Origin of the sequence: Microlunatus soli (assembly GCF_900105385.1) — a bacterium.
Taxonomy (GTDB): Bacteria; Actinomycetota; Actinomycetes; order Propionibacteriales; family Propionibacteriaceae; genus Microlunatus; species Microlunatus soli.
In genome coordinates this window covers 2,942,817-2,953,440 of sequence record NZ_LT629772.1, presented here as the reverse complement: position 1 = coordinate 2,953,440, position 10,624 = coordinate 2,942,817, and the positions used below count along the sequence as shown (strand labels likewise).

Below are 10,624 nucleotides of genomic sequence, written 5' to 3'. Positions count from 1 at the left end.
ATCACGACTCCTTCAACGCCGAACGCGGATCCAACAGGACCAGCACGACGTCCACCAGCAGATTGATCAACAACACCAGCGCGCCGTAGACGATCACGATCGCCTGGGCGACGGGGTAATCCTTGTTGCGGATCGACTCGACGATCGTCATCCCGAGCCCGGGCCAGGCGAAGATCGACTCCACCAGGACGGTCCCGGCGATCAGTGCACCGAGCACCAGCCCGCCGATGGTCAGCGACGAGGTGAGCAGGTTGGGCAACGCGTGCCGCAGATACAGCCGGATCACCGGCATCCGCTTGGCCCGTGCAGTCCGGATGTAGTCCTGGTCCAGCACCAGCAGGGCCTCGGAGCGGACGATCCGGGACAGGGCGGCGATGTTGCCGATCGCCAATGCTGCAACGGGAAGCACGTAGGACACCGGACCGGCCCGGCCGGCGACCGGGAAGATCGGGATGACGACGGCGAAGGCGTACACCAGTCCGACCGCGATCAGGAACTCCGGCACCACCGACAGGAATCCGGCGACGCCGGTGTAGCCGAGCTCGAGTCGGCGGCGCCGGCCGCCGCGGGTCAGGGCAGCCGCCGCCAGGCCGATCGGGATCGCGATGATCATCATCGACACCAGCGCCAGCACCGCCAACTGCAGGGTAGCCGGCAGCCGGTCGGCGATCACACTGCTGACCGGCACCTGCAGGGAGAACGAGTCGCCGAGGTCCCCGGTCAGCAGTCCCACCCAGAAGTCGACGTACTGCTTCGGCAAGGACTGATCAAGGCCGAGCGCGTGCCGCCGGGCTTCGACGACCGAGGCCGATGCCGTCACCCCGAGCATCGTCCGGACCGGGTCGCCGGGAATCAGTCTGATCATCGCGAACGCGGCCGTGACCAACACCACCAGCGAGATCACCAGCCGTCCCAGTCGTCGGAGCAGGAAAGTCGACCACGACCCCTGACCCCGCCGTGTCCTCGGGTCCTGCCCAGAGCCCTCGAACGATTCGTCGTCCACAAGGTCCGGCGGCGCTGTCGTTGCCATCTCCCGCGACCTCTAGGACCAGGACTGATTGTCGGTCACTTGGCCACCACCCGGACGGCAGGGCCGGGGATCATCGAGGTCAGCGGCTCGTAGATCGACGACGCTCCGTTGAAGAAGATCTTGGTCGGGGTCACCGAGATCGGCACCAGATTGAGGTCCTTGATCAACGACGCGTCGGCCTCGGCCCACGCCGCGCAGCTCTGGTCACCGGCGAGCCGGTCGGCCTTGGTTGCCGCGGCGGCGTACTCGGGGTTGTCGATGGAGGAGTAGTTGGTGCCCTTCGGCGGGCCGTCACCGGTCACGTACGGGACGAAGATGTTGGGCAGATTGCTCTGCAGGGTGAGGCCCGGGGTGACGTCCCAGCTCCCCGGATCCTTGCTGGAGATCGTCTCGTTGAGGACGAAGTTGGCGTCACCGCCCTTCAAGGTGATCTTGGCTCCGAGCTTCTGCCAGGCGGTCTGCAGCAGTTCGGCCGAGGCACTCGAACTGTCGCTGTTGTTGCGGAACACGACGGTCAGGGCGAGTTGCTTGCCGTCCTTGGTGCGGACTCCGTCGGAACCCTTCTTCCAGCCGGCCTCGTCGAGTGCGGCGGCGGCTGCAGCCGGGTCGTGGCCGGGCAGATTGCCGGCGATCGAGTCGTACTGGCAGGGCGATGGCGTCAGCACCGACAGCGTCTTGGCCCGCGACCCCTGGTCGGCGGTGTGCACCTTGGTCCAGGCATCCCAGTCGACCGCCTGGAACAGCGCCGTGCGGACAGTCGGGTCTGCGGTCGGTTTACCCTTCATCTGGTTGAAGGACAGCTCTCCACTCATCGATGGCGACGACTTGCTCGTCAGCCCCTTCATCCTGGCCAGGTCGGGGCCTTCGACGGTTGCCATGTTGAGCTGGCCGGACAACACCAGGTTGGCCACCGTGGACGGGTTCTTGATCACCTTGATCGTCACGGTCTTCGGCACCCCGGGTGTATTCGACGTCGTCTTGCCGTCCGGGCCCCACTCGTAGCCGTCGCGTCGGGTCAGTGTGTAGTGATCATTGGGCACCACCTCGGTGAGTTGGAACAGCCCGGTGCCGAGCGCTGCGGTCTTGTATTTGGTCGGATGGTCGACGACGTCCTGGCAGCCCAGTTGTTGGGCGCCGACGTCGAACAGCAGGAACGACTTCGGCTGCGGGACGGTGACGGTGATCGTGTTGGCCGCAGCATCCGCGGTGGCCCTGGCGTCACTGGGAATGATCGAGTCCCGCAGCGGCGACTGGTTCTTCGGATCGACGATCCAGTTGATGTTGTCGGCAACCGTCTCGGCGGTGAAGGCCGAGCCGTCGGAGCAGGTGATGCCCTTGCGCAGCGTGAAGCTGGCCGAGGTCGGCGTCTCGGACCACTTCTCCGCCAGATACGGCTTCGGCTTGCCGGTCTGGGGATCGAAGAACAGCAACGAGTCGTAGAGGTAGCTGTCGACGATCTGGGTCGCGACATAGTTGGTGGTCAACGGATGCAGATTGCCGGCATCCTGCGCGATCACCGTCGCGAAGGTGCCGTCGGTGACGAAGTCGGAGCTGTCGACCGGCGGACCGGACGACGGTTGCTCGGTGTGACCACCACAACCCGCGGCCAGCAGCCCGACCGCGAGGGCGGCGGCCGTCCAGCGTACGGCGACTGACCTGGACCTGATCATCGGATCCCCCTTGATCTCAACGAACTGTCATGACTCTGCGATGGCGGTGACGGTGTGTGCCGGCCGATCGGTGCGCTGCGCTGGGTCGGCGCGCAGGTGGTCGATGGCCAGTCGACCGACCTGGCCGATCGCGGCGTCGGCGACCGGGTTGTGATACCGGATCTCCCGCTGACGCAGGAAGACGGCGACGGCGTAGCGACCGCCGTCCGGATAGCTGACCACCCCGACCTCGTTGCGGACCGGGCCGATCGTGCCGGTCTTGCCGGCAACGGAGATCTCGTCGTCGGGGAAGCCGGAGGTCAGCCGGTGCGGCCAGACCTGCAGTGACAGGATCCTGCGGATCTCGGCACAGGCGGACGGATCGAGGATCTCGTCCCGCCACAGCATCGCCAGCAGAGCTGTTGTCGACCGCGGCGTGGTCCGGTTGGTCCGCAACGGGTCGAAGACGCTGAGCCCGAACCGTCGATCGGTCCCGTCGGCCGGTGCGCGGTAGGCGGCGTACGATTCGCCCAACTCGGCGTCCATCTGATCGAACAGGAACTGGCAGTCGCCCTCCAGGACGGTCGCGGGGAATCCCAGCTCCGCTTGGGTGTTGTTGATCGCGTCCAGTCCGACCAGGTCGACGATGACGTCGGTGGCCCGGTTGTCGCTGACCGACATCATCGCGTACCCGAGATCACGCAGCGACAGCTCGACGTCGTCCAGCATCACCGACAGTCCGGTCGGCCCGACCGTTCGGCGTTCGTCAGCCCCGATCCGGACCCGCTGCCTCGCATCCAGCCGCCCGACGCCGATCTGCCGGAACAGCTCGACCAGTACCGGCAGCTTGAAGACGCTGGCAGCCACCACCGGCTGGTCGGCGCCGGCCTCCAAGCTCGCTCCGGAGTCGAGGTCGACCGCATGCACCCAGCCGCGCACGTCGGCGGCCGCAAGGAGAACGTCGAGCCGACGGGTGAATTCCTGCTGCAACCCGTCGTCGGTCGGCAGAACCATGATCAAAGTCTGTCGGCTGGCTGCCACCGCCGATTCGTCCAAAAGGCCGAGACATCACCCCGAACCTGGTCGATCCGCACAACACGGACCGCGCTGAGCGCGATATATCAAGGTTGCGCACGTTCCCGGGCCCGCAGACGGTGCGCAACCTCGACGTCTGTCGTGGGGTTTGTCGCGCTCAGCGTGTTTCCGGGCTCTGGCCCGCTGGTTCGAGCTGGGTCGAAAGGGGTGGAGATCGGCGGGCTGTTCCCGCAGGGTGACCGATGGCGTCGGCGGGGTTCGGCGTCGTTCGGTCGACCGACGGGAGGGGTCATGCGGTTGCGGTTGACGGCGATCGTTGCGGCGGTACTGCTGTTCGCGGGGGTGACGGCAGTGCCGCCGGCAACGGCGAATCCGAGCAGTGGGCTGCAGCGGCTCTGTCTGGTGAACGAGCACGCTCCGAACCTGGAACACACTGTCCGCGTCCCGAGCTGGATGGTCGACAGGTTGATCGAGAAGACCCTGTCCTACCGCGGGCCGTGCGCCGAGTACGGTGATCGGGCCCCGTTGGGTGCGGGGGAACAGGTCGCCTACACCCAACGCGTCGGGTCGCGGCCGATCGCGGTCGGCTGGCGGGTCGACGGCGACAGCCTGCAGGGGCTGCCGACCGATCCACCCAACGCCGGCTTGTGGTGCTACGACAAGAACGGCGACGGCACGACCGACCGGATGACCGAGTGCACCGGCGGCTACGAGACCAAACTCGACCTCAGCGATCGCTTCACCGACGCTGTCCACAGCCAGTTCAGCTACGTCCTGAACAACTGGAATCCGATGGGTCACATGCCGCCGCATGTCTACGATCTGCCGCATTTCGACGTGCACTTCTATCTCAACGACAATGCCGAACGGCTGGCGATCCGGCCCGGTCCGTGTCCGGCGCTGGTCAACTGTGAGGACTACAAACTGGGCAAGGACCTGCCCGATGATCGTTACGTCGCACCCGACTATGCCGACCTGGATGCGGTCGAACCGGCGATGGGCAATCATCTGATCGACCCGACCGGGCCGGAGTTCAACGGGGAACGCTTCACCCACACCTTCATCTACGGATCGTGGGACGACGAGATCACCTTCTATGAGCCGATGATCACCCACGAATGGCTTGCCGGTGTCGCCGACGGCACCCAGCAGAGTGCCTGCTATCCGATGAAACTGCCCGACGCCTGGCAACAGTCCGGCTGGTTCCCGACCCGCTACTGCATCCGGGACCTGGACAACCGTGACGAGCTCTCGGTGTCGATGGAGGGTTTCGTCTACCGACAGGCTGCCTGATCGGCCGCATCCGTTGCCGGGCAACGGGAGTAGCGTCGTACGGGTGACCAGCGAGTCGGAGATGTCAACGTCCTTCGGTGCCGTTGCTGCGACCTACGATGCAGCCCGGCCGGGATACCCCGCGAAGGCGGTGGCATGGCTGCTGCAGCCGGTCGCCGCCGATCATCCGACGGTCGCCGATGTCGGCGCCGGGACCGGCAAGCTGACCCGGGCGGTGTTGGCGACCGGAGCCCGGGTGCAGGCGATCGACCCCGACCCGGCGATGCTGGCGCAACTGGCCGCAACGCTGCCGCAGGTGAGCACCGCGGTCGGTACCGCCGAACAGATCCCGCTGGCCGACGGAGCGGTCGATGCCGTCGTCCTCGGCCAGGCCTGGCACTGGGTGGACCCGGTCGCCGGATCCCACGAGTGCGCCCGGGTGCTACGTCCGGGCGGTGTGCTCGGACTGGTCTGGAACGTCCGCGACGAGTCGGTCGCCTGGCTGCGACGGCTGTCGACGATCATGCACAGCAGCAGGTCGGAGCAGTTGATCAGCGCCGGCGGTCCGGAGGTGGCCGCACCGTTCGCCGACCTGGAACGCGCCGAGTTCGAGTGGCAAACCACGATCACCCGGCAGGGAGTACTCGATCTGGCCAGGTCCCGCAGCTACGTGATCACCGCCTCGCCGCAGCGGCGGGAGGAGATCGAATCCGGTCTGGTCGCTCTCTGCGACGACCTCGGCCTCACCGGTGACCGGACCGTCGAGCTGCCGTATCGTACGTACGCCTACCGCGCTCGTCGTCCGAGCTGAGAGAGGCGAGCGCTGGTGTCGGAGTACACCTCGACGCGCCGGATCGAGGCGTCGTATCCCTACCCGGGCAAGACCTTTGACAACGCCGGCCGACCCGATCCACAGGACACGGTGAGCAGGGTCCCGCGGTGCTGGTATTGATCAAAGCCTTTGCGTTTGCCGAGTCGAGCTTGGAGCGCATGGCCTGCGAAAAGTCGCTGACGTTGCGATCCTGTACGACGCGGAAGTAGTCGACCCGCAACCGTAAGGACTCCACGAACGCCCTGATCGCCAACGCCCGTTCATCAAGGTTATGACCGGCCACGATGGCGACCACGCCGAGCATTCTCCTGCTCGAATCTAGCGATGGGGCGTTCCAGCGGGACGCCCCAAACCCATCCGCGCATCGGATGGATTCCTTGCAGGGCAGCGGTGCTCGGAGGAGTGCTCGATTCGAGACGACGCGGCCGTCGGCATTGTCTGTCGACGAGTCGATGGTCGCCCGACATGACGATGATCCGGTCCATCAGGACCGGCGGGACCGGTTCTGCCAAGCGATCGTGTCCGGCGAGGAGTTACCACCGCTGATAGCCATCGGAGTCGATTGCCGACTCGTCGACGGCTATGCCCGGCTCCGGGCCGCGCGTCTGCTGGAGATCGAAGACGTGTCGGTGCTCGTCCAGCGAGGTCAGTAGCCGGTTCTCGATCCGAGTCCGGTCGCGCCGCGTGACAGGAGCGGCACGTTCGACGGGAACCCTGCCGGGCGAGAGCAAGATCAACTAGTCAGGTGTCTTGGCGGGTCCGTCGAGCCGGAGCCGGCACTGGCGCGATCTCAGCGGCCGCGGGAGCGACCCGATGATCTTGATCCTGATTCTCCGGCTTGACGCGGATTCGGTGAGCGCCGAAACGTACCGTTGGCGACCCCCGTCCCTTCGAAACTGATCAACATGCCTACCACATCCACTCCGAATCGACCGGGTACCTTGCGTCGGTCTGCGACCGCGCTGGCGGCGTTCGTCATGATCCTGATCGGAGCTGTCTGGCCGACAATCGCTCACGCCGACAGCCGCACCGCGCAGCCGTCCGGCACACCCCCGGGTTGGTATTACCCGACCTGGCAGCACGGCTGTCCGCCCCATCAGGTCTGCGTGTATCCGCGAAACTCCGGATGGCACGGGAATGTCCCGGTCAGACACTGGGCGTACTGGAAGGAGGGCCACTACTGGGTCAACTTGCACAACGCGTTCGGCTACTACCGATTCTTCAACAACGGCGGCTACAACGAGGACTACGGCAACTTCTTCAGCGAGGACCTCCAGATCAACACCGGCTACAACGGCGGGGGCCGGCATGATGGGATCGGAGCCGGCAACTGGGTGGATATCAATCTGACTCCCTACAACTCATTCACGCTGAGCAAGACGATCATCCAGTACACCCACCCGTGAGACGGTGAACGACGTCGTGCCGCGACGCCGTCCCTGCGGACTCCAACTCCTCACCCGTAGGCCCGTTGTGATGGATACTCGGCATCCGGGCCGTCCGGCCGTCATCGCGGGAGGAGACGATCATGGCGCAGTCATCGGTTCTGTCGGGCTTGGATCGGGTGCGGGAATGGCAGGCGGACTTCTACCGAGACCTCCATCAGCACCCGGAACTCTCCCATGCCGAACAGCGCACGGCAGGGAAGGTGGCCGACAGGCTGGCGGACCTCGGCTGGCAGGTGCACCGCAACGTCGGTGGCACCGGGGTGGTCGGGCTGCTCGCCAACGGCGACGGGCCGGTCGTCCTGCTGCGCGCCGACATGGATGCGCTGCCGATGCGGGAGGAGACCGGACTGCCGTACGCGAGCACCGTGACCGGTGACGCCGATTCGTCCGACGAGAACGCCGAGCCCGCGACCGAGCAGCCGGTTGCGCACGGCTGCGGCCACGACATGCACGTCACCTGTCTGCTCGGCGCCGCCGCGCTGCTGGCCGACGGCCGGGACAGCTGGGCCGGCACCGTGGTCGCGGTGTTCCAGCCGGCCGAGGAGACCGGGGACGGTGCGAGCGCGATGATCGAGGACCGGCTGGCGTCGATCATCCCGCAACCTGACGTCGCCTTCGCCCAACATGTGCTGCCGTTCCCTGCCGGGCAGATCGCGACCCGGACCGGCCCGGCGTTGTCGGCAGCGGACAGCATGCGGATCACACTGCACGGTCGGGGCGGTCACGGCTCGATGCCCCAGGCCACCGTCGATCCGGTGGTGTTGGCCGCGATGATCATCGTCCGGCTGCAGACCGTCATCTCCCGTGAGACGTCACCGGCCGAGACAGCGGTGCTCACCGTCGGCAGCATCCAGGACGGGACCAAGAGCAACGTGATCGCCGACCAGGCGGTGCTGCAGCTCAACCTGCGTACCTACAGCGAACGTACCCGGGCCAAGGTGCTGGATGCGATCCGTCGGATCGTGATCGCCGAATGTCAGGCCTCGGACTGCCCGCGAGACCCCGACTTCGAGTTGTTCGACCGGTTCCCGCTGACCGATAACGACGCCGAGACCACCGAACGGGTGGCCGCCGCGTTCGCCGACTTCTTCGGCGACAGCGCCGGTGATCTCGATCAGCAGACCGCGAGCGAGGACTTCAGCGATCTCCCCGACGCGTTCGACATCCCCTACAGCTATTGGGGTGTCGGCTGCATCGATCCGGAGGACTACCGGACGGCGGTGCAGTCTGGCCGGGTGGATCAGGACATCCCGGTGAACCACTCGCCGAGCTTTGCGCCGGTCATCCAACCCACCTGCGACGTCGGCACACAAGCGCTGGTGATCGCGACCCTCGCCTGGCTGGGCACGGATCGTTGATCATCGCCGGACCTTGAGGCAGTCCTGTTGATCATGAGCGACACGTTGATCAGGCACGACAGTCCGCTGCCCCAGGCAAATGCATACACTCCGGCAACATCGTGGCTGCTCGACTTGTCGTATGAGTGGAAGCGTCGCCTCGATCAGGGCCGCGGATCGTGCCGACATCGACGCGGTCAGCGAACTCCTGGAGCAGCTCGGCTATCGACAGGACGATCGGCAGGCAACCGAGCAACGGTTGCGGCACTGGGCCGACGACCCGGCGAGCTCCGTCCTGGTGGCGATCGATGCCGGTGATCTGCTCGGGGTGATCGCCGTCCATGTCGGTCCCTTCCTCGAACGAGACGGCTGCTGGGGTCGGATCGTCGCTCTGGTGGTGGCCGATCGTGCCCGCGGCCGCGGGATCGGAAGCCAACTCGTTGCCGCCGCGGAGTCCTTCGCCGGCGAACGGGGATGTGTTCGGATGGAGGTCACCAGCGCCGATCACCGGACGGCCGCACACAAGTTCTACGTGCGGCGCGGCTACCTCGACCAGGCCGGGACATCATCTCGTTTTGTGCGTGACATCGCCGTCGCCGAGCACCAAGATCACGGACGGACCGCGTCCCGATCAACGACATGATCCTGCTCCAGGGCTGCGGCGACCTCCTCCAGGTGTGCCTCCCGGGAGGCCTTGATCAGGACGACGTCGCCGGCGGTGACCGTGCGTCGCAGCCAATCGATGGCGGCCGCGTTGTCCGCCAGCCTGACGGCTTGCGGACCGGCGCCGTCGGCGATCGGCCGGCTGTTGCCGACCGTCACCACCAGGTCGGCCCGTGCGGCTGCGTACGCGCCGACCGCCCGGTGTTCGGTGTCGCTGTCGGCGCCGAGCTCGAGCATCTCGCCGAGCACGGCGATCCGTCGTCGGCCGTCGAGGGTGGCGAGCGCGTCCACCGCTGCCCGCGCCGAGTCGGGATTGGAATTGAACGAATCGTTCAGCAACGTCACGCCACCACCAAGATCACGGAGCTCGAGCCGCCACTTCGACACCGTCGCGGTGGACAGTGCCGCTGCCGCCTCGACCAGCGGTACGCCGACAGCCAGCCCGGCCGCTGCGGCCGCTGCGGCGTTATGTGCCTGATGGGCGCCGACAAGCGGTAGCGTCACCGGCACCGACGTGCCGTCGGCCGACAGCCTGAACGACGGTCGACCCAGCCGATCCAGCACCAGGTCCGCGATCCGGACGTCAGCATGGTCGGCTCGGCCGAAGGTCAGCACCGCCCCGTCGGTCAAGGCTCGCATCGCGATCACCCGCGGGTCGTCGGCATTGAGCACCGCCGTTCCTCGTGGGGCCAGTCCCTGCACCAGTTCACCCTTGGCCCGGGCGATCGCGGCCCGTGACCCGAAGCCTCCCAGGTGGGCCTGGCCGACGTTGAGGACGACACCCACGTCGGGTGCCACCAGGTCGGTGAGATGGGCGATGTCACCGACCCGGCGGGCACCCAACTCGAGGACCAGGTAGCGGGTCGACGCGTCGGCGCGCAGCATCGTCAACGGCACTCCGAGTTCGTTGTTCAGCGATCCGATCGTCGCCGTCGTGGGCGCACTGCCGGACAGCACGGCCGCCAGCAGGTCCTTGGTGCTGGTCTTGCCCTGGGACCCGGTCAGTGCGGCGACCGTCAAGCCGCCGCGGAGTCGGCCGACAACGTGCGCGGCCAACCTCTGCAACGCCGCCTCGGTGTCGGCAACGACGACGGTCGGCAGTGCGGTCGGCCGCGAACCGAGCACCGCGACGGCGCCGGCTCGACCGGCTTGATCGGAGTAGTCGTGGCCGTCGACGCGGTCGCCGACGAACGCCACGAACAGGCCGCCCGGGCGGGCCTGCCGACCGTCCAGGACCGCCGGAGCGGACACCACAACCGCCGGATCGCCGACCGTCGAGCCGTCGACGACGGCGGCGATCTCGCCGACGGTGAGGGGAAGAGTCATGATCGGCAGTGAAGACGATCGGGCCTATCGTC

Annotated in this window: 10 protein-coding genes; 6 read left to right on the top strand and 4 right to left on the bottom strand. The window is 66.8% G+C overall.

The annotated features are described in order from the left end of the window. Position 1 precedes the first annotated feature (1 nt). From BLU38_RS13565 to BLU38_RS13555, 3 genes are read right to left on the bottom strand one after another with little or no spacing between them, the layout of a single operon-like run. Positions 2-1,030 carry an ABC transporter permease gene (locus tag BLU38_RS13565; protein ID WP_091525590.1) on the bottom strand — a complete coding sequence of 343 codons (1,029 nt, stop codon included), beginning with the start codon at positions 1,028-1,030 and terminating at the stop codon, positions 2-4. A 35-nt stretch (positions 1,031-1,065) separates the two neighbouring features. Further along, the gene (locus BLU38_RS13560; protein ID WP_197680110.1) at positions 1,066-2,700 is read right to left on the bottom strand and encodes an ABC transporter substrate-binding protein; all 1,635 of its coding nucleotides are present in this window, start codon (positions 2,698-2,700) and stop codon (positions 1,066-1,068) included. Positions 2,701-2,727: 27 nt separating this feature from the next. Beyond that, positions 2,728-3,693: a serine hydrolase gene (locus tag BLU38_RS13555; protein ID WP_091532399.1), complete on the bottom strand. Its 966-nt coding sequence runs from the start codon at positions 3,691-3,693 to the stop codon at positions 2,728-2,730. Between the two features lie 312 nt (positions 3,694-4,005). Here BLU38_RS13555 and BLU38_RS13550 point away from each other — a divergent pair, with 312 nt between their 5' ends. From BLU38_RS13550 to BLU38_RS13525, 6 genes are all read left to right on the top strand, one after another. Then, positions 4,006-5,007, top strand: a complete 1,002-nt coding sequence (locus BLU38_RS13550) for a hypothetical protein (protein ID WP_157683446.1) — start codon at positions 4,006-4,008, stop codon at positions 5,005-5,007. 43 nt (positions 5,008-5,050) lie between these two features. Continuing rightward, positions 5,051-5,797, top strand: coding sequence for a class I SAM-dependent methyltransferase (locus BLU38_RS13545; RefSeq protein WP_091525585.1), 747 nt, complete (start codon positions 5,051-5,053; stop codon positions 5,795-5,797). A 305-nt stretch (positions 5,798-6,102) separates the two neighbouring features. Continuing rightward, positions 6,103-6,471 (top strand): ParB N-terminal domain-containing protein, encoded by a 369-nt coding sequence (locus BLU38_RS30895; protein ID WP_157683445.1) that lies wholly within the window; start codon positions 6,103-6,105, stop codon positions 6,469-6,471. Between the two features lie 252 nt (positions 6,472-6,723). Beyond that, a complete protein-coding gene (locus BLU38_RS13535; RefSeq protein ID WP_157683444.1) occupies positions 6,724-7,224 on the top strand; it encodes a hypothetical protein in 501 nt (166 codons plus the stop codon). A gap of 122 nt (positions 7,225-7,346) precedes the next feature. Then, positions 7,347-8,624, top strand: coding sequence for an amidohydrolase (locus tag BLU38_RS13530; RefSeq protein ID WP_091525579.1), 1,278 nt, complete (start codon positions 7,347-7,349; stop codon positions 8,622-8,624). A gap of 121 nt (positions 8,625-8,745) precedes the next feature. Further along, positions 8,746-9,246, top strand: coding sequence for a GNAT family N-acetyltransferase (locus BLU38_RS13525; protein ID WP_091525577.1), 501 nt, complete (start codon positions 8,746-8,748; stop codon positions 9,244-9,246). On the opposite strand, the gene BLU38_RS13520 is transcribed toward BLU38_RS13525, so the two are convergent. Continuing rightward, positions 9,213-10,592, bottom strand: a complete 1,380-nt coding sequence (locus tag BLU38_RS13520) for a UDP-N-acetylmuramoyl-tripeptide--D-alanyl-D-alanine ligase (RefSeq protein ID WP_091525576.1) — start codon at positions 10,590-10,592, stop codon at positions 9,213-9,215. The two genes, BLU38_RS13525 and BLU38_RS13520, sit on opposite strands and share 34 nt — an antisense overlap. Between the last annotated feature and the right edge of the window lie 32 nt (positions 10,593-10,624).

Coding starts and splice junctions, on each gene's coding strand:
- BLU38_RS13565 (WP_091525590.1), bottom strand. CDS start 1,030: ATGGCAACGACAGCGCCGCCGGACCTTGTGGACGACGAATCGTTCGAG.
- BLU38_RS13520 (WP_091525576.1), bottom strand. CDS start 10,592: ATGACTCTTCCCCTCACCGTCGGCGAGATCGCCGCCGTCGTCGACGGC.
- BLU38_RS13560 (WP_197680110.1), bottom strand. CDS start 2,700: ATGATCAGGTCCAGGTCAGTCGCCGTACGCTGGACGGCCGCCGCCCTC.
- BLU38_RS13550 (WP_157683446.1), top strand. CDS start 4,006: ATGCGGTTGCGGTTGACGGCGATCGTTGCGGCGGTACTGCTGTTCGCG.
- BLU38_RS13535 (WP_157683444.1), top strand. CDS start 6,724: ATGCCTACCACATCCACTCCGAATCGACCGGGTACCTTGCGTCGGTCT.
- BLU38_RS13530 (WP_091525579.1), top strand. CDS start 7,347: ATGGCGCAGTCATCGGTTCTGTCGGGCTTGGATCGGGTGCGGGAATGG.
- BLU38_RS13555 (WP_091532399.1), bottom strand. CDS start 3,693: ATGGTTCTGCCGACCGACGACGGGTTGCAGCAGGAATTCACCCGTCGG.
- BLU38_RS13525 (WP_091525577.1), top strand. CDS start 8,746: ATGAGTGGAAGCGTCGCCTCGATCAGGGCCGCGGATCGTGCCGACATC.
- BLU38_RS30895 (WP_157683445.1), top strand. CDS start 6,103: ATGGCGACCACGCCGAGCATTCTCCTGCTCGAATCTAGCGATGGGGCG.